The 25,788-nt window shown below is 37.1% G+C and carries 18 protein-coding genes; 7 read left to right on the top strand and 11 right to left on the bottom strand.

The genetic code is table 11. The features are described from left to right. Positions 1 to 173: 173 nt before the first annotated feature. Positions 174 to 557, top strand: a complete 384-nt coding sequence (locus tag L2586_RS10790) for a hypothetical protein (protein ID WP_235292904.1) — start codon at positions 174 to 176, stop codon at positions 555 to 557. A 108-nt stretch (positions 558 to 665) separates the two neighbouring features. On the opposite strand, the gene L2586_RS10785 is transcribed toward L2586_RS10790, so the two are convergent. Next, positions 666 to 1,103: an SRPBCC family protein gene (locus L2586_RS10785; RefSeq protein ID WP_348535577.1), complete on the bottom strand. Its 438-nt coding sequence runs from the start codon at positions 1,101 to 1,103 to the stop codon at positions 666 to 668. A 102-nt stretch (positions 1,104 to 1,205) separates the two neighbouring features. Here L2586_RS10785 and L2586_RS10780 point away from each other — a divergent pair, with 102 nt between their 5' ends. Further along, positions 1,206 to 1,769: a hypothetical protein gene (locus tag L2586_RS10780; RefSeq protein ID WP_235292902.1), complete on the top strand. Its 564-nt coding sequence runs from the start codon at positions 1,206 to 1,208 to the stop codon at positions 1,767 to 1,769. 1,054 nt (positions 1,770 to 2,823) lie between these two features. On the opposite strand, the gene L2586_RS10775 is transcribed toward L2586_RS10780, so the two are convergent. Next, positions 2,824 to 3,192, bottom strand: coding sequence for a DUF4783 domain-containing protein (locus tag L2586_RS10775; RefSeq protein ID WP_235292901.1), 369 nt, complete (start codon positions 3,190 to 3,192; stop codon positions 2,824 to 2,826). A 114-nt stretch (positions 3,193 to 3,306) separates the two neighbouring features. On the opposite strand from L2586_RS10775, the gene gpmI reads away from it, so the two are divergent. Genes gpmI through L2586_RS10755 form a run of 4 tightly spaced genes read left to right on the top strand, consistent with a single transcriptional unit; the run spans position 3,307 to position 7,173 of the window. Further along, positions 3,307 to 4,821: a 2,3-bisphosphoglycerate-independent phosphoglycerate mutase gene (gene gpmI, locus L2586_RS10770; protein ID WP_235292900.1), complete on the top strand. Its 1,515-nt coding sequence runs from the start codon at positions 3,307 to 3,309 to the stop codon at positions 4,819 to 4,821. Further along, complete coding sequence (locus L2586_RS10765; protein ID WP_235292899.1) at positions 4,818 to 5,333, top strand: hypothetical protein; 516 nt, start codon at positions 4,818 to 4,820, stop codon at positions 5,331 to 5,333. The genes gpmI and L2586_RS10765 overlap by 4 nt, the downstream gene beginning before the upstream one ends. A 16-nt stretch (positions 5,334 to 5,349) precedes the next feature. Then, the gene (serC, locus tag L2586_RS10760; protein WP_235292898.1) at positions 5,350 to 6,420 is read left to right on the top strand and encodes a 3-phosphoserine/phosphohydroxythreonine transaminase; all 1,071 of its coding nucleotides are present in this window, start codon (positions 5,350 to 5,352) and stop codon (positions 6,418 to 6,420) included. Between the two features lie 6 nt (positions 6,421 to 6,426). Then, positions 6,427 to 7,173, top strand: coding sequence for a M48 family metallopeptidase (locus tag L2586_RS10755; RefSeq protein WP_235292897.1), 747 nt, complete (start codon positions 6,427 to 6,429; stop codon positions 7,171 to 7,173). 96 nt (positions 7,174 to 7,269) lie between these two features. On the opposite strand, the gene L2586_RS10750 is transcribed toward L2586_RS10755, so the two are convergent. The 9 genes from L2586_RS10750 to L2586_RS10710 all read right to left on the bottom strand — a co-directional run bounded on the left by L2586_RS10750 (position 7,270) and on the right by L2586_RS10710 (position 22,052). Next, a complete protein-coding gene (locus tag L2586_RS10750; RefSeq protein ID WP_235292896.1) occupies positions 7,270 to 8,646 on the bottom strand; it encodes a Gfo/Idh/MocA family protein in 1,377 nt (458 codons plus the stop codon). A gap of 25 nt (positions 8,647 to 8,671) precedes the next feature. Beyond that, positions 8,672 to 10,264: a DUF6807 family protein gene (locus L2586_RS10745; protein ID WP_235292895.1), complete on the bottom strand. Its 1,593-nt coding sequence runs from the start codon at positions 10,262 to 10,264 to the stop codon at positions 8,672 to 8,674. A gap of 33 nt (positions 10,265 to 10,297) precedes the next feature. Further along, positions 10,298 to 11,731 (bottom strand): DUF1501 domain-containing protein, encoded by a 1,434-nt coding sequence (locus tag L2586_RS10740; RefSeq protein ID WP_235292894.1) that lies wholly within the window; start codon positions 11,729 to 11,731, stop codon positions 10,298 to 10,300. 8 nt (positions 11,732 to 11,739) lie between these two features. Then, positions 11,740 to 14,565 carry a DUF1549 domain-containing protein gene (locus L2586_RS10735; protein ID WP_235292893.1) on the bottom strand — a complete coding sequence of 942 codons (2,826 nt, stop codon included), beginning with the start codon at positions 14,563 to 14,565 and terminating at the stop codon, positions 11,740 to 11,742. 81 nt (positions 14,566 to 14,646) lie between these two features. After that, positions 14,647 to 17,280, bottom strand: coding sequence for a c-type cytochrome (locus L2586_RS10730; RefSeq protein WP_235292892.1), 2,634 nt, complete (start codon positions 17,278 to 17,280; stop codon positions 14,647 to 14,649). Positions 17,281 to 17,408: 128 nt separating this feature from the next. Further along, on the bottom strand, positions 17,409 to 18,863 hold the full coding sequence (locus L2586_RS10725; RefSeq protein WP_235292891.1) for an arylsulfatase: 1,455 nt from the start codon (positions 18,861 to 18,863) through the stop codon (positions 17,409 to 17,411). Positions 18,864 to 18,985: 122 nt separating this feature from the next. After that, on the bottom strand, positions 18,986 to 19,996 hold the full coding sequence (nadA, locus tag L2586_RS10720; RefSeq protein ID WP_235292890.1) for a quinolinate synthase NadA: 1,011 nt from the start codon (positions 19,994 to 19,996) through the stop codon (positions 18,986 to 18,988). Between the two features lie 120 nt (positions 19,997 to 20,116). Then, positions 20,117 to 21,373: a hypothetical protein gene (locus tag L2586_RS10715; RefSeq protein ID WP_235292889.1), complete on the bottom strand. Its 1,257-nt coding sequence runs from the start codon at positions 21,371 to 21,373 to the stop codon at positions 20,117 to 20,119. 40 nt (positions 21,374 to 21,413) lie between these two features. Then, positions 21,414 to 22,052: an MBL fold metallo-hydrolase gene (locus L2586_RS10710; protein WP_235292888.1), complete on the bottom strand. Its 639-nt coding sequence runs from the start codon at positions 22,050 to 22,052 to the stop codon at positions 21,414 to 21,416. 138 nt (positions 22,053 to 22,190) lie between these two features. On the opposite strand from L2586_RS10710, the gene L2586_RS10705 reads away from it, so the two are divergent. After that, entirely contained in the window at positions 22,191 to 25,454 is a 3,264-nt protein-coding gene (locus L2586_RS10705; RefSeq protein WP_235292887.1) for an outer membrane protein assembly factor, read from the top strand. Positions 25,455 to 25,788 lie beyond the last annotated feature (334 nt).

The raw sequence follows: 25,788 nt of genomic DNA, 5'->3' as shown, positions 1-25,788 counted from the left end.
ACAGTAGAAAAGTATCATTTCTATTTATAATATTAATTATCAAAGATTATTTATGAAGAATATTGTGATAATTATTGAATCCATTTAGTCAAATATGTCTTCATTATAAAAATTATCCAGGAACCATTCTAATTCAAAGACCATTAATTAATACTAGAATAATATATACTATCATGAAAATTAAGATCTTACTTTACTTCATAATTTGCCTACCCATATTTTTAACCTCTTGTATAACTTATGATGCAGAAACAGAAAAGAAATTTCAGGAGAATAAGGCCTTTATGTCATCATACCTAGAAGAGTTAGGTTATAAAGACTCTCCTTTCTTAACTCGATTACCTAGCGATGAAAGTGACAAGCAGAAGAAGAAAATGATCGCTGTGATGTCTAAAGAAGAAATTAAAACCTTTATTGATCAACAGACTTCTGGTGTTCCTAAGTTTAATACTGAGCATTCACGAACTCAAGAATTCTTAAGGGAAGTAGAAGGACTAAAGCCTAAAAAAGCGTACGAAGTTCTTATCGAAAAATACCCAGAAATCATCTTAAACTAAGACTGATATACATTTAGATGGCCTATTATACTCCTTAATTATATTAGGTTTTAGGTCAATGTTAGAATAAGTTACGTGACTTTATCCCTAAGCTTCGACATAATATTACTATATACTTTCTAAAATTTCCTTTAACTTCTGTAAGTCATTGTTATTAGCTCGACGCATCGCCATTTTCATTAATGGAGCTAGAAATACTTTAAATCCTGTAGGATTCCCTCTGTTTCTGAGAGTCATTTTAGTCTTCTCTGCTGATAGCGCCTCCCAAGTATAGGTTGTTTCCATCGGAAATGGACCATCCGCAGTCCGCATAACAAACTTTTTATTAGGAATGCTTTCTACAACTTCATAAGTATAGGACAAGTCTTTCCCAAGAAATCTTGCTTTAAAGGCGAGGAGTGAACCTACTTGCAATGGTTTTGGTGTTATCCATTCTATAGAATCAATATTTACATACCAGGAAGTGGTGTTGTCAGGATCTGATGCATAAGCAGAAACCAAAGAAATAGGTTTGTCAATTTCTACTTGGGTAACGATGTCGACCATTTTATTAATCAAGATAATAAAAGCATAATTGAAACAGGAATTAATTTAATCATACATATTCTCAATCTATTCGTTCTTTAGATAGACAAACTCTCCTAAGAAATGAAAGTCATCTTATTACTAATTAGCTTCTTCACAGGAACCCATCTTTATGCACAGTACGAATACACCAGTTCTGAAGCATTTCCATACGGTCAGCCAAATCTTGATGCCCCGGAACAAATTAAAGACTACCACTTATTAATTGGAAAATGTAATTGTAAGTCAACCTCTAGAAATCAGGATCAAACCTGGGCCAAACCTGTAGATATGACATGGACCTGGAAATACATCATGAACGGAATGGCCATCCAAGATGAAACACTCAAAGCAGATGGAAGACATTCGGGCAGTATCAGGCAATACAATGTAGATAGTGCTCAATGGTACGTTCATTATTACTCGACAAGTAGTGTACCACAAACTCTTCCTACTTGGTATGATGAAAAGGAAGATGGAAAAATAATACTGTATAAAGACCAGAAATCTCCTAATGGACAAGAAGGCTACTTTCGATTGAGTTTCTACGATATTTCTACTAAAGGATATAAGTGGATCGGAGAATGGGTAAGCTTGGATGAATCCATTATTTATCCTACTTGGAAAATAGATTGCAAAAAAGAGTAAACTTCATGGGTGCCTATAATATATGGGTATTAGTTGTTTAAGTTGTTTAAGATCCAGAGAACCGACTTTGTCTGTAATAAATGCTATCAATGATAAAAAGAGGTGCAGCGCACCGGCATTGTTACTTGATATACTATATTATGATTGTGTGATTTGGTAATGTTCGAGAAAAGATGTCCACAGGTGGAAAGTTAGTTTGTAATCGACCTAACTTCGCAAAATTTGATGTCTTAATTTTCCAAATTGATCTATTCTGGAAATCACTTGCTCATCCTGATCAAGGTCCAGAGGACCGACTTTGTCTGTAATAAATGCTATCAATGATAAAAAGAGGTGCAGCGCACCGACATTGTTACTTGATATACTGTATTATGATTGTGTGATTTGGTAATGTTCGAGAAAAGATGTCAAAAGGCGGAAAGTTAGTTCGTAATCGACCTAACTTCGCAAAATTCGATGTCTTAATTTTCCAAATTGATCTATTCTAAAACTTACTTACTCATCCTGAATAAGGTCCAGAGGACCGACTTTGTCTGTAATAGAGCTATCAATGATAAAAAGAGGTGCAGCGCACCGGCATTGTTACTTGGTTTACTGTATTATGATTGTGTGATTTGGTAATGTTCGAGAAAAGATGTCAAAAGGCGGAAAGTTAGTTCGTAATCGACCTAACTTCGCAAAATTCGATGTCTTAATTTTCCAAATTGATCTTTTCTGGAAATCACTTGCTCATCCTGATCAAGGTCCAGAGGACCGACTTTGTCTGTAATAGAGCTATCAATGATAAAAAGAGGTGCAGCGCACCGACATTGTTACTTGATATACTATATTATGATTGTGTGATTTGGTAATGTTCGAGAAAAGATGTCAACAGTCGGAAAGTTAGTTTGTTAGCGCTTTGCCATCTCATCCTGCGGGGTTCAGCATCCGCAGCTGCTTTCGCAGTTCTCTCTCTTCGAGCACTGTCGTAATCGATCCGTTATGCAGCGGATTCGTTCGTTCAGGTTCGTAACCTAAAATCCCGCTGGCATTTTTCCGCTAGCCAGCGGAACGGTTACTCATCCTTATTAAACATCAAACCAGTGATCTTCTCTCCTTCATAGTAGATAAAAACTCGATAATTTCCTTTCTCAGAAGTCATCGTTCCTACAGAGTATTCACTTGTTTTATTCTTATTATTTCCTTTGTGCTTAAACTTTGAAGTCTTCGGATGAACCTCTGCAAAAAATTTCTCAAGTCTTTTTGTTGCACTCGATTTAGAATAAAAATCTTGCTCCGTTCCAATGCAGATCTCCACATCACTTCCAAACTTACTACTTAATGTAGCTACATCTGAACTTCCGATTGCAGTGAATAAATTATTCTGAGCAAAGGTCATACTAACCAATAAACTAAATACCAGTACAGAGAAAAGTCTCTTCATTTTCCGTCTTTTTTATATTTAACGTCTCAAACCACTTTCTTAGTTCAAATTTCACATACTACTTCCTATAATTGAATAGAAAATGACTAATTTTGCACTCTAATTAGAACAGATATGGCAAATAAAAAGGCGATCCTCTTAATACTTGACGGTTGGGGGCACGGCAAAAATGAAAAAGTAAGCGCAATTGCGCAGGCCAATACTCCATTTATTGATTCCCTATACAAAGATTATCCGAACGCTGAATTAGTCACCTTCGGGATGGATGTTGGACTTCCGGAAGGACAAATGGGTAATTCTGAGGTCGGTCACTTAAATATCGGAGCAGGTAGAGTCGTATATCAAGATTTCACTAGAATCAACAAAGCCATTGCAGATGGTGAGTTCGAAAAGAATGAAGTTTTAGTTAATCTTCTTACCTCAGCGAAAAAGAATAATAAAACCGTCCATCTGATGGGGCTTCTTTCTGATGGTGGAGTACATTCTCATATCAAGCACCTAGAAGCACTTATTGACGTTACGGAGAAATACGGATTAGAGAAAGTCTTTATTCATGCTTTTCTAGACGGTAGAGATACTGATCCTAAAGCAGGAGAGGGTTATCTGCGTGAATTACTAAAATACATTGACCTAAAAAACCCTAAACTTGCCAGCATTATCGGAAGATATTATGCAATGGATAGAGATACACGCTGGGAAAGAACTCAGAAAGCTTATGATTTAATTGTTAAAGGCATAGCAGATTTCACTACTGATGATCCAGTTAGCCTGGTAGCAGAAGAGTACAAAAACGGCAAAACCGATGAGTTCATGCCCGCTATTAAGGTTAATGACACTCAAATTAAAGATGGCGATGTTGTGATCTTTTTCAACTATAGAACAGACCGACCTAGACAAATCACAGAGGTTCTTACCCAAAAAGATCATCCTGAATTCGGAATGAAAAAACTGGACTTGGAATACGGGACCATGACCACTTATGATGCTAATTTCAAGAATATTAAAGTTCTCTTTACGAAAGACAACTTAAAGAACACCATGGGTGAAGTTGTTGCTAATGCAGGATTGACTCAAGTACGAATCGCTGAGACAGAAAAGTATCCACACGTGACTTTCTTCTTTTCGGGTGGCCGCGAAAAAGAATTCGCTGGGGAAACTCGAATTCTCGTTCCATCTCCTAAGGTTGCTACCTACGATCTACAACCTGAAATGAGTGCAGAAGATGTAAAGTCAAAAATTATAGCTGAAATCAATGCTAATCTTCCTGACTTCGTTTGCCTGAATTTTGCAAACACTGATATGGTCGGACATACTGGAGATTTCAAAGCTGCGCAAGTTGCTGCTGAAAAAGTAGATGATTGCGTTAGACAAATTGTAGAAACAGGATTAAAACACGACTATGAATTTATCATCATTGCTGATCATGGTAATTCCGATTATATGATTAATGACGATGGTACACCGAATACAGCACATACGGTAAACATGGTGCCTATTTTTTATGTCAGTAATCACGGTAAGGGTAAAACCATCGAAACTGGAAAGTTAGCCGATGTCGCCAATACCCTACTTTCAATAATGGAAGTTGATATTCCTAAAGAAATGACAGGAACTAATCTTATCAAATGAAATATTTAGTCTACATATTAATCTTGGTTCAAATGATCTCTTGCACTACGGAAGAGGCCGTAACTCAAGGTGTAGGCTACTTTGATCTTGAAAACTATTTAGTTGGACTTTCTGCCGAACAAAAAATACAACCAAGTGTTGAGAAAAAGGTATTGTTAAATGGTGTAGAAGAGTCTAAACATTTAGAAAACTATGACATTACGCCTGAATTAGAAATGATGAAAAAATACAACATCAACAAAGTTTCTCTTGCAGGCAAATACAAAGTGGAAAACGTAGATAATACGACCACATATACTGCTTTAGAGGATGATTTAATCACGAGAAAAATCACCATTGAAAAAAGTGGAGATGACATTATTAATCTGGAAATAACAGGATTGCAAAAGAGCATTCTTTCAGAAAGCAAACAGACTATTATATTTGCCCCCGAAAAGTCATTTTATTTAAAATCGGAGGATGAAAATAAGTATTCACAGGATTTAACGAAAGAGGTACTGATTGAATATTAAAAACTAAAAAAATTTCATGAAGAAAATTAATTTTTATGCCGGGCCAGCAATTTTGGCACAAGAGGTAATCGAAGAAGCAAGTAAATCTGCGCTCTCTTTTGGGGATATGGGTCTATCTATTTTAGAAATTTCCCATAGATCTAAAGAGTTTGTTTCTGTTCTAGAAGAAGCTGAAGCTTTAGTAAGAGAATTGCTAAATGTTTCGGATGAATACGGAGTACTTTTCCTTTCGGGTGGAGCAAGCTCTCAATTTTATATGACTGCTATGAATCTTTTAAACGAAGGAGATAAAGCTGGATATCTGGATACAGGCGCATGGTCTTCGAAGGCTATTAAAGAAGCTAAACTGTTCGGAGAAATTGAAGTTGTTGCATCTTCTAAAGATAAAAATTACAACTACATTCCTACAGGTTATGATATTCCTTCTGATTATAAATATCTGCACCTGACTAGTAACAATACGATCTTTGGGACTGAAATATTTAACTGGCCAGAAACAGATGTTCCTTTCGTAGCTGACATGTCATCTGATATATTTAGTAGACCATTAGATATTTCTAAGTTTTCAATCATCTATGCAGGAGCACAGAAAAACTTAGGACCATCAGGTGTAACTTTAGTTATCGTTAAAAAGGATATTTTAAATAAAGTAGAGAAAGCACTACCTACGATGTTAAAATATCAGACACACATCGATAAAGATTCTTCATTTAACACGCCTCCAGTTTATCCTATTTATGTGTCTATGTTGACACTAAGGTGGATCAAGAAAAATGGTGGTGTTGCTGCAATGGAAAAGAAAAACATCGAAAAATCTGATTTACTATATAATGAAATCGACCGTAATTCTTTATTCGAAGGAACTGCTGCGAAAGAAGATCGATCTAGAATGAATGTTTGCTTTTTGCTTAAAGATGAAGCGTTAGAGGCGGAATTCTTGAAAGACTGCGCTGCTGCTGGTTGTGTGGGTGTGAAAGGTCACCGTTCTGTAGGAGGATTTAGAGCATCTATATACAATGCAATGCCTAAGGCAGGCGTTCAGACATTAGTAGATGTAATGAAGAAATTCGAAGAAAAAAACACATAATATCGATTGGGGAAACCGAAACAAAATACCTATTTACTCCAGGTAGATGATCTGGATGTCCCTGTCAAAATATACAAGGAGAGGAGGAACTCAATCCGTGCATCCCTCGGGAAAAAGCACGCCATATTGAGGCTTCCTCTCTTTCTCAATAAGAAAGAAGAGAAAGCACAGATCGATCGATTCTACCTTTGGCTAAAGGATAAGATTCTCATAGAAGATCGATTTCGAAAAAGATTCGAAACCAAGTCTATTCACGACGGACACCAATTCACACTCTACGATCGCACTTTTACAGTAAAATTGGTCGAAAGTAACAATGTCGGTCATTCTGGAAAATATCTCGGTGATGACACCATTCAGATCAAACTCGCGAAAGATGCAGATGGAACTTCAGCATACAGGGAAATTTCCGTTTTAATCAGTAGAGTTGTTGCTAAGGTATACCTTCCGATTATTACGCGCAGAGTTTTTGCTATCAATGATCAATATTTTAATAAGAACATCAAAAGTGTAAGGCTTAAGTACAATACCTCCAACTGGGGTTCTTGTTCATCCTCCTCCAACATCAATTTATCTACAAGACTATTATTTGCTCCCATAGAAGTTCAAGATTACGTCATCATTCACGAACTTGCTCACTTAATAGAAATGAATCACTCTCATCGTTTCTGGAAAATCGTATCTGACATCATGCCTGACTACAAGAATGCCGAAAAATGGCTAAAGGTGAATGGGCATGAGTGCGATTTTTAGAATGCTAACTGTCGAAGTATTTCTGTCTAGATATCTGTCGCTTATTTATTTCAATTTTTATGTGTCATTATCCATGAACCTTATCATAAAAAAAGCCTAGACATTCTTCGGAACTATATATGGATATCTATATTTTCTCGTTAACATCAAATCAGCCTCTTCGTTGTCGATAAATTCTTCAAATTCACCATTGAATCTAAGGGTTTCACCCACTCGATATGCAATATTAGCAATCAAAGGAAGTACCGTAGATCTATGCCCCACTTCCACATCACAATTCAAATCAAAGCGATTTCCTGACCGAACACTATCAATAAAGTTAGCGTAGTGTCCCTTACTGTCCGGCGCCGTTCTAAATGAACTATCTCCTCCGACCTCAGCACCTTCTGCCATTCCTGATCCAGCAAAGGCTTCTGTTTCTTTGCCTTTATATGCCTTCCATGTAGAGCCATTAATTTCTAACCAACCTTCAGTTCCAAAGAATAAATTACCAATTTTCACACCTAATGGTGCCTCGGCATTGGTATATCGACCTCTTGTTTCAAACTCTAGGATCTTTCCATCTTCATATTCGAAAACGGAAGTTTGCGTATTCGGTGTTTCCTGAGAGCATTCTTGTGGTGAAATTCCGAATATGCCACCCATAGACTGGACTTTCACAGGATGCACTTTTTTATTCAATCCCCATCTTGCGATATCAAATTGGTGTGGTCCTTGGTTTCCTGTATCTCCATTACCCGTATTCCAGTGCCAATGCCAGTTGTAATGACCCCGCTTTTCATTGTATTCACGATAAGATGCTGGTCCTAACCATTTATCATAATCCAAATTAGCTGGTGGCTTACTATCTGCTGATATTCCAAAAGAATCTCTAGGTTTGAAACATGTTCCTCTTGCCATAAAGACTTCACCGATTCCACCTCTATGTAAGAATTCCATTGCTTGCATTACATTCGGAATAGATCTATTCTGAAGGCCAACTTGAACAACTCGATCATACTTTCTGGCTGCTTCTACCATCTTCCGTCCTTCCCATACATTATGTGAGCTTGGCTTTTCGACATAAACATGCTTACCTGCCTGACACGCCCATATCGCAGAAAGTGCATGCCAGTGATTAGGAACTGCACTCACAACAGCATCTATATCTTTATCCTCAAACATTCGGCGCATATCTGTTTCCGTTCCCGGCACATTGCCATTCTGGTTCTTTGAAGCTATTTTTAACCGCTCTGCAAACAAATCAGAATCTACATCACATAGCGTTTTCACGACTACGTTATCATTGTACATACTTGTGAAACTCTTTAATAATTCATACCCTCGACTTCTAATGCCTATTGAACCCAGAACAACTCTGTCATTTGCTCCAATAATATTCCTATATGACTTTGCTGATATAACGGATGATCCAAGTACAACGCCTGTTGTAGCAAGTGTTGTTTTTTTAATGAAAGTTCTTCGATTAGTCATTCTTGTATTTTTTATGTGTTGTATATTAATTCATTGAAAATTCCAAAAACCTGGAATCAATATCGGATTTCCTCAATTCTTTGCTAGCGACAATGATCTGATGCTTGAAAGTTGTGCTTTCTCCCTTATTTAATTTAAAATTTAATTCGTTTTCGCCTTTACTAAATGCGGCTTGACCTAGCGAATTCGCAGCAAACAAGCCGTAACCTCTAGCATGCCAATACGTTGGGTAGCCCACATTTTGCTTATGGTCAAGTATCACGAGGGATAAACTTTCTGCTCCTATTTTCGACCTTAAGTTAACCCAATTAGATCTTTTCCCCCATACAGCTTTCCCTTCTATTCCTTCAGCATTGATATAATTTCCATTAACACCTTCATTATTTAAGACGGCTACTTTCGTCGGGAGGCCCTTAGCGTCCGAAAATATTTCAGGCTTATCTGAAGGATGCTCTAGCGCTCTATTCACCCTAATTCCGATCAGGCCTTCTTTGTTATCTTTGAAATCAACTGCTTCTAAGGCTGTCAATTTAGTTATTCTGTCGATTGAATATTCTTTATTTTCCCCCTTAAAAATAAATTTTGTGTCTTCTTTTATCAGAACTTTACCTTCTGGTGAAACCCACTCCATAGTAACTTCAAGCGACGCTGCTTCATCACCACTCGTAATTTGATTAACAGACTTATGAAGTATAGTCCCGTATTCAGATCGTTTTTCTTCCTTAATAGCATCTGAATTGTTCCAAAAATCTAATCCATTCACATCACCATAGTTAAACCATAGTCCGACATGGTGTGGATGATCCACTCTTTCGCCAGCTGAAGGTTCTAAAGGATAATTTCTTGTAATTCTTGTGCCTTCTGGTGTAATCAATGGATAAAGCACTGGTTTCTTAATCGTATTAGGATAAATGTAAGAAGTGAAAAATTGACCATCTATAAAAACATCCACTTTCTTCTCTTGATTGTTAGGAATTAATTGAATCCTATTCTCCATAATTTTAGCTTCTAATGTAGATTTTGGTAGTTCAGCTATTCTTAAATTTCTAAAACTGATTTCCATTGTTCTATCCGGGTGCAGTTGCAAGCCTATAGGTCCTTCTGCTATGGTTTCTGCTGACTCATACTTCAGAACTTCCTGTTCATTAACCCAGATGGTGTATATATTTCCAAGAACCATAACCTTCATCGAATTCCAATCATTTCGCTTCAATATTTCACTTATTCTAGCAGCTTCTACTGGATAGCCCTTTCCTGGGATATATACGGAACCTGTCATGTCTCGCTTCAAAGAACCTGATTCGCCTATTTGGACTTGTTGTTTTTCACTTCTTAGAAAGATTCCAGAATCTACTGTGCCATCTCCCATCAAGAAATCAGTTTCAATCACAAAGTTTAGGTAAGTATTTTTCGTCCAGAGAATGGAGCCTTTTTTCTTCGGTCCGCTTTTTACATTCAGGACTCCATCCGCTATGGACCACCAAATGTTGTCTTCAGGTACATCCCAAGAATCGAGATTGCTCTCGTTCAATAAGTCGGTAAACTTCAGGTCCGACTGTGCTGAACAATTCAAAGCCAATACAAGTCCGAGTCCTAGAATTAATAAGTTTTTAAACATTTGGTTTTCTATTTAATTAAAATGGCTCAGTATCTATGTGAATAAATCTAAAATGGCTTCTCCGTGGCCATCTGGAGTTGTGTAAAACGGCCTTCCTTCTATTTTATAATTCGTCTCTGGGTGTATTCCGAGCGCATGATATATGGACTGGTGAACTTGATCGATAACTACCGTATTCTCGATGGAAGAACATGGCCTTTCATCTGCTGTTTTGCCATAAACCAGCCCTTTTTTGATGCCTCCTCCCCACATCAAGATTGAACTACCATCTGTAAAGTGTCTGTGCATTCCATAAAACTTTTCATCTTCGATCACATCTGGTTGATTGACCTGATCTTTAACTTTTTCGCCCGGTCTTCCCTCTAAAATAGCATCTCTACTAAATTCACTCGCAAGAATGATAAGTGTTTTATCGAGGTGTCCAGACTGATCAAGATCTCTTATTAAATTGGCAATAGGCCGATCTATATACTGCTTCATCTTTTTCGCTCTCAGATGACCATTTTCATGTGTGTCCCAACCTAAAAATGGCTCATATTCAGTGGATACACTTATAAATCGACCACCATTCTGAGCTAATCTTTTAGCAAGTAAACAACCCAAGCCAAATCTTCCTGTGTTATAACTATCATATACTTCTTTGCTTTCTTGCGATAGGTCAAACACCTTAGATTCAGGAGAATTCAATAAGCGGTAAGATTGTTCCATTGACCTAGATAATGATTCTCGCTGGTAATCACTTCCTTTGCCCAATGTCTCATTCTTACTGGCTAATTCTTTATACAATTTATATCTCGCTTCGAATCTTTTCAGAGACATTCCTTTCGGAGGTCTAACACTCTCAAGACCTGAGCTCGGATCTGGGATTAAGAAGGGACCGTACTCAGATCCAAGAAAACCTGCAGAGTGAAATGCTTTTAATTCGTCCGCTTCACCAACTGTAAATCTTTGCCCGATGGAAATAAAAGGTGGAATAACTGGATTCGCTGGTCCAAGTTCTTTTGCGATCCAAGCTCCGATATGTGGTGCTTGCACCGTTTGTGGTGGTTCATAGCATGTGTGCCAATGATATTGATGTCTTGTATGAAGAATGTGTCCGAGATCACCTGACTTATATGATCGAATAATGGCTCCCTTATCCATCACGCTTCCGATATCTTCAAGTCCTTCTGAAAAATACAAATCATCGACGATGGTAGGAACCTTAGGGAAGGTACTTAAAACTTTCTTACTCTCTATTCCTTTAGAATAAGGAATATATGCCTTAGGGTCAAAGGTTTCCGTATGTGCCATTCCTCCTGCCATCCATAATAGAATCACGGTATCTGCTGAAGCAGCCATCTTAGCAGGGCTATCACAAGAGCTTAAAAAGCTTACTCCAGGAATACTCACTGCCGCCGCTGCAAGACTCGCCGCACTCATCTCTTTTAAGAAATCCCTCCTCGTTTTGTTATATTTTGATTCCATGGTTACGGTTAACTTATAAATTGAAATTCAGGCAGCATTAAAATTGTCCAAAAAAGGTCTTGTATGGATTCCTTATTAGGTTGATCTCCGAGCGCATTCAACATGGTTTTTTTCTCCGAAGCGGTGGGACTTCTAGACAATACCTTCTGGAATAATTGCTCAACAATTAATTCAGCATCTTCTCCATATTCATCTAGCCACTTTTCCGCGCCTTCCTCTAAGGTTGCACTTAGGAACTCTCCATTAGTCAACTCTAGTGCTTGAAGTAATGTAGCTTGACTTTCTCTACTGGTGGCTACATTTTCTCTACTTGGTCTGCCTAAGGCTTTCAGAAACGGATGTTGCTTGACTAAGCTTGCCCGAGTAAATGTGTTATAATCTTCTTCGAATTTGAAATCCAATAACTTGTCCCAATTATTAGATCCGTAATTTTTCACATTTTTCCAGTCCTTCGCATCGTAATCTATACTGGTCCAAGATGGATTAGGGACTTGGTCTGTACTTATCCAAGAAGTGTTAGCCTCTATCAGATGTTCAGCTTCATTTTCGATTTTCATTGCGAAAAGTACACCCGCAGGATTCGCTAAATTTCCCTCATTTGTTGCCTCTATGGCGATCAGGTTTTTTCCTGGTTTCACATATTCTAAGACATCTACCTTATGAACCTTTCGCCAATCTTGACCTTCTGCAATTCGCTGACCATTAATGTATAAAACGAAGGAATGATCCACAGAAATTAAAGCTCTAGCACTAATAATTTCTTTGTTGGATAATTCAAATTGATGTCTGAAATATCTTTTTCCTGGTTCGGGCAAAACGTCTCGGTCAAACTTGATTTCCCGATGCCAGATACGTCTTGCTGAAAGTCCTTCATCATTGGGATCATAAGCAACTCCATAGAACATCGGTGAAATAACCTGGCTGATTCCATCTGAGAATTGTTCAGCACTCATTCTTCTCATTACAGGACCATTAAACACATAAGTGCCAATCTTTAACTCCTCTTGAGACTTATATTTTGAAGCTTTTAATTGATAGGTCTTAGAAGTCATGATCGTTCTAAGCAAGTGCTTAATATCTGTACCAGAATCTATGAAATCCGATGCTAACCAGTCCAGCAAGTCTTCATTCCATGGCGGGTTGTCCATTTCATCTACGGGTTCCACTATTCCTCTACCTAGCAAGATTTTCCAAATTCTGTTAGTGAATGTTCTGTACAATCGTCCATTTTCTGGTTTTACCATTACTTCAGACAATAGTTCTAGGCGTTCATCCACTGTTGGTGCATCTACAGAACCGAGCTCTCCATACAAGAAACTAACTTTTGACAATACGCCAGTTGGTTTATCACATCGATTAAGTTCCATTAAAGTATCCGCAAATATGGAGGCAAATCCATAGGCCTGCTTTAAGGTGACATTAATAACGAAACTGTTGTGACAGGAAGCGCATTTAACATTGACACCCATTAAGGACTGTCCAATGTTCTGAGCCGCTTGCATTTCAGTTCTTTGGCTAGCATTGACCACTCCACGCCATTGAATGCCTTTGATAAATCCCTCCGATTCTTTACTAGGATTAACCAACTCTTTCATCATCTGATCATAGGATTTATTATCCATTAATGAAGCATATAGCCAATCAGTGATCTGCTTTCTGCCTCCGGTTATAAATCCAGGACCGCTGTAATCATTTCTTAATAAATCGTTCCAGAAGCTAAGCCAGTGCTCTGTGTAATTCTTTTGATCAAGGAGCAATTCTTCTATAAGTTGTTCGCGCTTAGCAGGGCGAGTGTCCGATATGAACTCGGCTACCTCTTCAGGACTAGGCAAGAGACCTAAAAGATCCAAGTAAGTTCGTCGAATAAAAGCTCTATCGTCAATAACTTCGGGCCAAGTTATATTATTCTCCTCGAAATATTGACCCATTATTTTATCTACAGGATGGGACTCTTTACGCTCTGCAGGTAAGTTCGGCTTACTCAATGCCAATGGTGCTTCATCAAAAACTTTCACCGCACGATCCGACCAATAAGCACCATGTGTAATCCAAAGTTGGATGAGCTCAATTTCTGATTTTTTAAGCGTTTTGCCTTTCTTAGGCATGACGTCCTTATGATTAGAAGGAAGGGTTATTCTTTTGTATAGTTCGCTTTCGTTAGGCAACCCAGAAACAATGACTTTTCCACTTTCTCCACCTTTGAAAACAGCTTCCTTACTGTCCAAAGCTAACTCGCCCTTCATTTTATATTCACTATGACATTGGTAGCAATTATGTGCTAAAATGGCTCTGACATCAAGGTTAAGATTTTCCTGTTGGGATTCGGATAAAGAATCCAGACCGTTTAATTCTGCAAGGGTAGCACTTAATTTTTCTAGGTCATAGTTTTCATCATCTTCACCTAAAGATTCGAAAATATAATTTTCACCATGTGTAAGACTAGCACCTAGATGACCCGTTATGGATACAGAAACGACGGTTAATAATAGCATGATCCTATACCAGAGCAGCTTTTCATAATTATTCTTAGCGGAAAAGTAGATTAAAAGTGCGGTTATGCTAGAAAGAATACTTGTAGCAATGCCCAACTTTTGATGTTGAAGCACAAGTTCTCCTCCATAAGCCTCATTTACATTTAAAATATATCCAAAGATCGACGAGCAGATTGCTGCTGCAGTTCCAAAGTAAACCAATAAAGTAATTCCATCTCGAAGACTTTTGCGCTTTCCTTTCAGCGTAAATATTTCAAACACTAAGGCAATGATAAGCAAGCCAATAGGAAAATGGACCATTAGAGGATGCAACCGACCTAAGATTTGAAATATTGAATCCATATTAAACTACTCGATATTCATTTGATAAATACATGTTCTTACATTTCGAAATTAAAAAATTAAAAAATCTATACCGCGCGATCACTTACTATTTCTATAAATTCTATTTTGCTCATTTCCACCAGCCATTAAGTAAGCTATTAAATCACTCAGTTCTTTCTCGTTAAGCCTGTTCAACAAGCCTGGAGGCATAGAAGAATAGGAAGCTTTGTTTTGACTGATGACATTCTTCTTTCTGATACTCGTTTTTAACTCAGGTGAAAAAGCATTCGTGGCTAAAATGTATTCGTAATCATTTTCCTTTGTAATCAACCCTGCAACTGTTCTATCATCTGTTAAATGAAATTCCGTAAATTGAAACCGGTCAGAAATGGTAGCCGACGGACTCACGATCGCAGTGGCCAGATCGGTTAACGAAAATCGAGTGCCTACTCTGGTTAACTCTGGTCCTGTATTTCGCCCAAGTCCATTTACACTATGGCAACTAGCGCATAGAGATGCTTTGAATAAATTCTCACCACGTTTATGGTCCACACCTTTTATATTCTTAGCATAAGCATTCACGACATTCTCTACTGTCCAGTTTTGTCCTGGTCCCTTAGGCTGAACCACATCTTTCATGATATCATTCGCTTCATCAAATGCTTCACTCGCTAAAGCCTCAAAATATTGACGGTCCTCCACTGGAACATTCTTGAGCGCGTTTTCTTGAATAGTCCTTATGAATTGGATGTATGAATGTCCTCCAGATTTTTTTAGCGCTTTATAAAACCAGTTGAAGTATCGTTTTCTAAGTTCAGGTGTCCACCCTTCCTTTAATTCACTTAGTGATAACGCATAGCTAATGTTTTGTGGATTAGGCATATTAGAGAGCATTTTCTCAACATCTTTGCCATACATTTCACTACGCTTAGTAATATCTTCGGATAAATAAATTGCTTTTTGATTAGCAGAGACGGAATCAACCTCCATCCTTTCCAAGGTAGCCTCGATGATATCACCATCCTGAAGATAACTTAAGACCTTGCATAGTTCTTTATTGAGCACATCAGTACTTTCCAAGTAGAATGGTCTTAAGAATGCTGCTATTTCTTCTCGAACATCATTAGGAAGTGGAGCATCCATTCTGATTAATTGTAATTCGATCGCCCTGGTAATATCAATCTTCTCGGAATCTGACAACTTAGCATAATCTGTTTCTATTAACTTTTTTGCAGCCTTTAATCTATCACTATCTTCACCTTGTCTAGCCATTGCTATCGCGTATGCAATTGACTTGTGAAAAGAATTCCTTCCATCAATATTGTTTTTCCATAGTGCATAGTCTTGATTTTCAAGCGCAGTTCGAGCAGAAAACCTGATAAATCGATCTTTATGATCTAGATTCTTGATAATAAAATTTAGCTTTTCGGGTGCTTTTTCTACCTGAAGCATTTCTAATTCATTTCTCAATTTTCTTTCTTTAACACCTTTTCTATTCGGTTCTATTGCAATGACTTCATGAGGTAATTCACCTTCGTAGGTCAATTTATAAAAGCCCGAACTTAAATCTCTACCTCCCGTGCAGAAATACATAGCACCATCGTCTCCGATAATACCGTTCGTTAATGGCAGTGGAACTCCAGATAAAAATTGCTCTACTTTTGCACTATAACTGCTTCCATTCGGTGTTAAACTGGCGAAATACATCGTTCCATAACTCCAATCAAATAGAAATAACCCATTTTGATAATAGGCAGGGAATCTAAGTCCTTCTCCATTCATAAGTCCCGTCGGAGATCCTTGACCAAGGTTCGCAATTCCTGGCAAGTTGTCGGGATAAGAATCTCTAAATTTTCCAGTTCCTTTTCTCCACCCAAACTCTGATCCTTTAGTCAGATGTGTTAATCTGATCGGTCTATACCACGGCATTCCAATATCATATTCCATATCAGAATCGAATCCAAAGAGTTCGTCATCTTGGTTAAAAGCGATGTCATACGTATTCCGCATTCCCACACTAATAATCTCCCATTCTTTTCCTTCCAGGTCAGTCCTTGCAACCCAACCACCTGGAACAGTTATCTCATTAACATGGCCACTTGGATCTTTGATAATGGGTAAGAGGTTATCCTCCTCCCATACTTTAGGGACATAACTTTTCATGTCATCATGAACAACAACCATGTTTCCAAAAACCATATAGAGTGACTCCTCATCTGGCCCTAGCAATATATTATGTGGACCGTGCTCTCCATGTTCACCAGGAAACATCCTGATAGAATCAACCTTATCAAATTCTCCATCTCCATTTTCATCTGTAATTTTGTAAAAACCACTATTTATCAGAATATTTTTGTCGATCATTGAATTAACTAAAGCGTACAAAACATTACGGTGCCAAAGCAAGCCCTGAGCCTGACCAATATTAAGATCTAGTAATTCTACATCGACGCTATCAAGTTGATTAATGGTGTCGGGCACCGTTACTTTGTATATCTTTCCAAATTGATCAGAAGCGTAAAATCGACCTGTATCATCTTTTGTGATGCTCACCCAAGAACCTTGTTCGTGATCGCTAGGTGTATATAATTTTTCAATCACAAATCCCTCAGGAATAGATATACTGTCCATCAAAATTTTATCCGTAATTGGTGTTGGAACGGGTTTTTCTTCGCATTGGATATTTAATAAAATGATGAGTAACAGAAAAAAGGACAATTTTAAAGCTGGCATAAATCTGGGTTTGGACTTGAAAGTTTTCATGTAAACTTCCGAATGTAGCCATTAATTAGGAAAATTTGCATGATCAATGTTCTAAAATATGGAATAATAAATGGAATGAAACGCAATGCCCATGCTTATTATGATGATTCGAAGGCAAATGAAAACACTTCAGATTGCTCGTGCTCTTTTTTCATTATACGTTTCATCTCTTCAACTATCTGCGGATTATTTGCAGAAACATCGTTCTCTTCTCTTAGGTCCATTTCCAGGTTATACAGCGCAATCGGTGCGTCAAAGTTATTTGCCATTTTCAATTTAATACCCTTCCACTTTCCCATTCTTACAGCCTGCTTACCGCCCTGTTCGTGGAATTCCCAATAAAGATAATCATGAGTTTTTTGCTCTTCTCCTAACATGGAAGGTAAAAAAGAGATTCCATCTATGTTCTTAGGCTTAGGTTGATTCGCAATATCACAAGCTGTCGGTAAGAAATCCCAAAAAGCTGATATATGATCACTTTTAGTTCCAGCTTTAATCTTCTTAGGCCAATAAGCTATAGTGGGCACCCGAATCCCTCCTTCGTATAAATCTCTTTTATATCCTTTAAATGGACCATTGCTATTAAAAAAATCTGGATCCGCTCCTCCTTCCTTGTGTGGACCATTATCTGACGTGAAGATGATCAAGGTATTCTCAGCAATTCCCAGCTGCTCTAGCTTATTTATTACATCGCCTACTTGCTTGTCTAGTATCGTAACCATAGCAGCAAATGTTGCGTGTGGTAGTTCTTGAGAACCATAACCTCCTAATCTATATCGAGGACCATCTTCTGTACCTTTATATGGTTTTTCTTGACCCACTTTTCCTATAAATGGTTCTACTTCCGCTGAAGGCGCTAATAATTCTGCGTGAGGAATTACCGAAGGGTAAAACATAAAAAAGCTAGTGTCTCTATTTTTTTCAATGAATGAAAGTGCATTTTGATGGATAACTTCCGGTGCATATGTCGTTTGACTATCTCCTGAATTATCTTCTAATATTACTTTATTTTGATTATCCCAAAGATGAAAAGGATAGTAATTATGGGCCAATGTCTGGCAATTATACCCAAAAAACTGGTCAATTCCTTGTCGATTAGGATCGCCTTCTGATTGCACTGGCCCTAAGCCCCACTTTCCAAATGCTCCAGTTACATAGCCACCTTTTTTCAATATTTCCGCTACTGTAAGCGCCTCATCATCTATAGGATACTGACCTTCTGGTTTTACACCTTTATTACCACGAATATAAGTGTGACCAGTATGCAATCCTGTCATTAAAGCAGAACGAGATGGAGCACATACGGTTGCACCCGCATAATGTTGTGTGAAAAACATTCCACCTTTAGCTAATTTGTCAATGTTAGGTGTACTAAAATGTTGTTGCCCAGTAAAACTCAGGTCTCCATATCCTAAGTCATCAGCGAGAATATAGATTATATTCGGTCGGTCTTCCGTTATGTTTTTTTCTGAACTACTATTAGAAGTATTAGTACAACTACTTAACAGGATTAGCTGAATTACGAATAGGCTTACTGATCTTAGATTTAACATAGTGGATTTCTTGTGTAAATCTAAAGTAAGCTTAATTTTCGAAAGTATTAAAATTGACCAATATGACCTGATAAACCGTCAAGTCACTAATCATCTGAAGTCAATCTAGGATAATATCTAAACTACAAACCAGCCTTCGCACTTATTTCTAACATTCGATCTATAGATGCAACACCTTGCTCGATGATCCAATCTTCAAGAATTATTTCTGGCTGCTCATATTTCATCGCTAAGTATAATTTCTCCATCGTATTCAACCTCATATATGGACACTCGTTACAAGCACAGTTGTCATTATTCGGAGGAGCTGGAATGAAGGTCTTCGAAGGTGAAGCTAGCTCCATCTGGTGAATAATTCCACTTTCTGTAGCGACAATGAATTCAGTATACTCTGATTCCTTTGTGTATTTTAATAATCCACTCGTAGAACCGATAAAATCAGCTTTGTCTAGGATGTGAGATTCACATTCAGGGTGGGCAATCAATTTTGCTTTAGGAAATCTAACTTGAAGTTTGGTGATCTTTTCATTAGAAAAAATCTCGTGAACCATACAAGTCCCATTCCATAGAACAAGGTCTCTGCCTGTTTTCTTAATTAAGTAAGCTCCTAAGTTTCTATCGGGCGCGAAAATAATGCCTTTATCTTTCGGGATACTATTAATAACATGTTCTGCATTCGAAGAGGTGCAGCAAATATCTGTTAGCGTTTTCAGTTCTGCTGTACAGTTAATGTACGAAACAACAACATGGTCTGGATATTTTTCTTTAAACTTCCTAAACAAGTGCGGTGGACATGAATCCGCTAAAGAACAACCTGCTTTTAGATCAGGTAATACCACTTTTTTAGAAGGAGAAAGCATCTTAGCCGTTTCCGCCATAAAATGAACTCCAGCAAATACAATCATATCAGCTTCAGTCTTCGCCGCTTGCTGTGATAATCCTAAGGAATCACCTATATAATCTGCAACATCTTGAATTTCTGATTCTTGATAGTAATGGGCTAGGATAATAGCATTTTTCTCCTTTTTCAATTTCTCTATTTCAGCCACAAGATCTAAAGTTGGATCCACTTCCATATCTAAAAACCCTTTCTTGCTAATATTTCCTTTTGCTGCTTCTAATGTATCTGCCATTTTCTTTTTTTATGTCAATATTATAACGACTCTCCGTATGAATTAGGTTCACAAATTAAATAAAAAAAGCCGGCTCAGTAATCTGGCCGGCTTCTTAATCAAATCTTTTTTATTTATTTCTTAACTTTTGATGTCAAGAACATAATTATCTCCATTACTATCTGTTTGTTCGAAAGTAGGGATAATATTTACTTCTTTAACAATGATTAGATAGTCGTTATCTCCATTTCTTACAATAAATAAATCTCCTTCTTTTACAACATTACTAGTTAATGTTCCACTAGCATTAGTTTCTGTGAAATCTACACCAGCATCAAATAAAGTTGCAAGTGTCGCTTTAGAAGAAACTCCATCATATGTGAAATCTTCTGATAATCCATTTGTTCCTGGTACTAAGTATTTAATTACACTACCATTTACACCAGAAATCTGCTGTCTCCAGTTAGTTTCTGCTGGTTGATTAAAATCAACACCTTGATCTCTAATCTCAGCTTTAGCATCCGAAGATCCTGTGCTCTCTCCAGTGTCTAAGTCTAACCCTCCTGTTCCTACAGGTCCCGCAGAGTTAAATAATACTCCTTGGATTTCATCAACATTGGTTATAGTAGTTACATTTATCGTAGCATCAGCAGAATTCCCTTCTTCATCTGTTAATACATATCTGTATGCAATAGATTCTGAAGTTTCTTGAACTTTAAGATAAAGTGTAATATCACCACCATCTTTTTCAGACTCTGCTAACAAATATGGGTTGTTATCAAACTTGTTAGATAATTCACCATATGCAAGTCTATCTAAGTCAGTAACTAAATCATCTCCTGCGTATACAGCGATCGATGCAAGAGGATAAGTACCTTGACCTAAACTAGCTGTAAAAGAAAAAGTAGTTCCTGGCTCTAATTCTACATCCATATCACCACTTAATGAGATCGACGGTGCAGTAACTCCAGTCGTTACATCAAATTCGAAAGAATCTTCGTTATTTCCATCATCAGAAACGATAACTGCATATTCAACAGTACTCGCGTCACTTTGAGCAACGATATCTACCACCCAAGTAAAACCATTTTTATCGTCTCCGAAAAGTAAAATTGGATTCGCTGATGTTCCAGTACCATCAACATTAATGTCTGCAAATGCAATCTTTGTATTGTTTGCAGTAAATTCAACTGCTTTAAGTGTATTCTCTGTAGAAGGAGATGCCGTCACAGTAACTGTAAAAGTTGATCCTGCAGCAATTTCACCACTTGGAATACCACTTACTGATACCGTTGGATCAGCCACACCTATAGGATCTATAATATCTGGATCACATGATGTAAGCAAGAAAGCAAACCCTGCTAAAAGAAAAAATTGCTTCATTAAATTAAGTTTCATATCTAAATTATTTTATTATTTAAAACGTTTTGTTATTGTATTAATTCCTTAAGAACGGATTATTAACTCTTTCGTGACCTATTGTTGTTTTAGGTCCATGTCCAGAAAAAACTTGAGTCTCATCTGGCAGAGTAAATAATCTTTCTTTTATACTCTTTAATAAAGTATCTGTGCTGCCACCTGGAAGATCAGTTCTCCCGATACTTTCCCTAAATAGTACATCTCCAGCTATTAAAATGTTCGTTTCTCTATTTAAGAACGAAATACTTGCGGGAGAATGTCCTGGTGTAAATAAAGTTTCCAATGATGTGTTTCCAAAGACAATCTTATCGCCGTCTTCTATAAATGAAATTGGATCTGGAGATTCTTCATATGGAATTCCATATGCATTCCCCACAAGAACACCACTCTTCAACGTTTCCAATTCCCCTTTGTGAATTTCTAATCCTAATTTATACTTTTCACTTACATACTTATTACCCAGTATATGGTCTATATGACAGTGTGTATTAATAAGTCTTACGGGGGTTAGTTCATTAGAAGAAATGAAATCATCCAATATTTTTTGTTCTTTTACATTAGAACAACCAGGATCTAGTATAACACATTCACCTGTTTCATCGTATAATACATATGTATTCTCTTGAAATGGATTAAATGTAAATATGCCTAAGTGCATTTTAAAGTTGCTTTTTTTTAAAAAGTGTGCGAATATACTGTGAAATAATTGCACATTTTGTTAATAAAACATTAAAACATATTTTAACTAATTTATGTTGCTTTATGAACAGCTAATTATTTGTAAATTGTAGATAGAATGGTTAAAAAACCGATACTCATATTACTACTTGCTTGTTTCTGCATGCCTATTTTATCTGGGCAGAGCATTAACACTACTTTTGGTAAGAACAGAGTTCAGTATCACAACAATTTTAAATATTGGTGGGTTTATGAAACTCAGAATTTCAAAACCTATTGGTACGATCGCGGAAAATTCGTAGGTGTTCCCACACTGCAGTTAGCCGAAATGGACTTTAACGAAATCCAGGAAATTCTAGAACATAGAATGAATGATAAGATTGAGATTATTGTTTACTCAGATCTTACGGATTTAAAGATGAGTAACATTGGCCTAGAAGAAACTTTTATAACGGTTGCTGGAAGAACTAAGGTGGCTAATAATAAGGTATTTGTTTACTTCGATGGTAACCACAACAACCTTAGAAAACAAATTCGCCAAGGAGTTGCTGAAGTTTTCATTAATTCAATGCTCTACGGAAATTCTTTTCAAGAAATTGTTCAGAATGCCGTTATGTTTAATGTTCCTGAATGGTATAGGCAAGGAATAAGTAAATATGTAGAAACTGAGTGGGATGAAACCGCAGACGATAATCTAAGGCATTACCTGACCCGTGAAAAGCGAAAATATAAAAATTTCAAACGCTTAAGCAAAGACCACCCACAACTCGCTGGACATTCATTCTGGAAATTTATAGGAGATACCTATGGTAAATCTTCAATTTCGAATCTGTTATATCTTACTAGAATTAATCGAAATATGGAAGCGGCGTTTATCTATGTGATCGGCGTTCCTTTTAAACAATTAAGAGAAGACTGGTATGCATATTATTTACAGCAATATAAAGATCTCAATCCTAAATTGAATCCCATAGATGCCGAAGATGTTCTAAAAGCAAAGATTGCGAAACGCTCTGAAATTTCAGATATCAAAATCAGCGCTGATGGGAATTATGCATCTTTTGTGGAGAATAGAATCGGAAAATACAGAGTGTTCGTTTATGATTTTCAAGAAGATGCTCAATTTTCAGTGCTGAAAGTAGGAAAGAAAAACCCTTTCGAGATCACCGATTATGATTATCCTGTCGTTTCTTGGTCTGAAAGTGGAAGTGAAATTTCTCTCATATATGAGAAAAGAGACATCGTCTATCAAAAGAGAATTAATCTAGAAACAGATGAAGTTATTAATGATCTTTTCGCACCTGAATACCGTAGGGTTTATAGTGCAGATTATATAAATCAGGAAGAAATGATTATTTCAGCTACTACAGATGGATTCTCCGATCTTTATTTATACAACATTAGAAATAGGCAGTCTACTCGGATTATCAATGATTTTTATGATGATCTAGATGTTAAAAGTGCTACTCTCCTTGGTAAGAAAGGAATCCTTTTTTCGTCAAACAGGACTGATGATTACATCATAGACCGAAAACTAGATACCATTCTTCCTATCGCCAAATTCGATGTGTTTTTCTTAGCAATTGATTCCAGTGATTATAAGCTCTATCGGATTAGTAAGACACCAGGTGAAAATGATCGTCAGCCTATCGCTTTATCTGGTAATAAAATAGCCTACTTATCAGGCGGAAGTGGAATCGTCAATAGAAAAATTGCACAGATAGAAGAACTAGGTGTTCTGCCACAAGCTTATTATAATTCGAATGAGCTTAGTAACATTTCGGAGCATGATGGTGAAAAGGGCAAGTACTTATATGTAGAACGATATGGCAGAAAAGATGCAATCGTTAGAGATAGTATTGATTTTTCAAAAGTAGAAAATCCAGCTGTCACAGAATTCAAAAGAGTTGCTAAAGGATTAAAGAAAGTTGATGTAAATATTAATGATAACGAGCCTGATGTTGTCCATATAGAGAGTAGTCGTTTTATAGATCCTGAATATTATTTCCAGACCGAATTCAACGAGAAAGCAAAATCTGAAGAACCAACTTTAGACTTCAATATTTTTTCTCCTCAGACTGCAACAAAGCCTCTTATTCAAGAAAAAGCTAAGAATAACATTGTCAAGTTTGTAAACAGTAGAGCAACAGCAGCAAGGTTAAGGTTCCGTATAGATGATGTCGTTTCCAGAATGGATAATAGTGTATTATTCGAAGGATTAGATAGCTATGCAGGAGATCGACAAGAATCTTATCAGCACCAGCCGTTCGGCTATTTGGTAAAGGCAAATGTTAAAGACATCTTTGAAGATTATGCTTTCGAAGGAGGAATTCGACTTCCCACTTCACTAAATGGATCTGAAGCTTTTCTAACTTTTGATGATAAAAAGAAAAGGATAGACAAAAGATATGCGCTCTATAGACGAGCGATTGCCGAGCGTCCTGAATTCTTTGCGAATCCTAATCTAAGTACGCAGAAGAATACCACTATTGCGATGTATCAACTGCGCTACCCATTTGATTTTTTCACAAGTGTTCGCGCAAGTTTAACTTATAGAACAGACAACTTTTTCGACCTCGTGAGTGAGCAAGCGAATCTCGAAGCTCCGAAAATCACTGGGCAAAGACTAGGTTTAAAATTAGAATATATATATGATAACTCCTTCGATATTGATGTCAATATCAAAAATGGAACGAGATATAAGTTTTATGTAGAAGGAGTGAATAGTATGAATATTAACTTAAGTCCTCCTATCGAATTCAATCTGAGCAAGGCTTTCATGACTGTAGTGGGAACAGATATTAGACATTACATTCCTATCGGAAAATATGGTGTATGGGCGAATCGTTTCGCTGCTGCTACCAATTTCGGATCAGAAAGAACACTTTATTATTTAGGCGGTGTCGAGAGTTGGCTGGGGCCTGTTTTCGCACAAGACACTCCTACTCCGCAGAACAATTATGCTTATACCGCTGTGGCTGCGAATTTGCGAGGATTCAGGTTTAACTCAAGAAATGGGACCTCTTTCGCTTTATTTAATTCAGAAATTCGTCTGCCTATTTTTAACATGTTAAGTGCAGGTCGTGTTAAGTATAAAATGATCCGTAATTTTCAACTGACAGCATTTTTTGATGCTGGTGCGGCATGGCATGGATTAACTCCATTTAGTGATGAAAATATCATCAATACCTTGACATTGGAGAGTCCTCCGACGGTAGTTGTCAATGTAAAATACTTTAGAGATCCATTAATCTACGGATATGGTATTGGTGCACGAACTTCACTTTTCGGCTACTTTGTTAAATTAGATTATGGCTGGGGAGTCGAAACAAGAATCGTTCAGAAACCACGACTATATCTATCTTTCGGAATGGATTTCTAGTTCTGTCTGATAACTTTTAAATAGCTTAAAAACTTCATCGCATCATCTTTAATGAGCCGATTAATATTTTATGGGTTATTTGATTTCGTAACTCTATATAGCCTTGGTTTCTTGTGATCGGTACGTTGTAAAAACATGATCATTGATAGGATGACTGAAGGTCATACTATCAGATCATTGTACTTCTGAGTAGAAAAACTTCATTGTTTCAGCTTCACTGAGCCTATGAATGTTTTTTGGGTTCTTCGAATTTGTAACTCCTTCTTTTTTTAAAATGTGGTTGTTGCAAAGTAAAACATGATCATGGATAGGATGAATGGAGGTCATACTATCA

Origin of the sequence: Portibacter lacus, from assembly GCF_021533215.1 — a bacterium.
Classification (GTDB): domain Bacteria; phylum Bacteroidota; class Bacteroidia; order Chitinophagales; family Saprospiraceae; genus Portibacter; species Portibacter lacus.
This window is presented reverse-complemented; position numbering and strand designations above follow the sequence as displayed.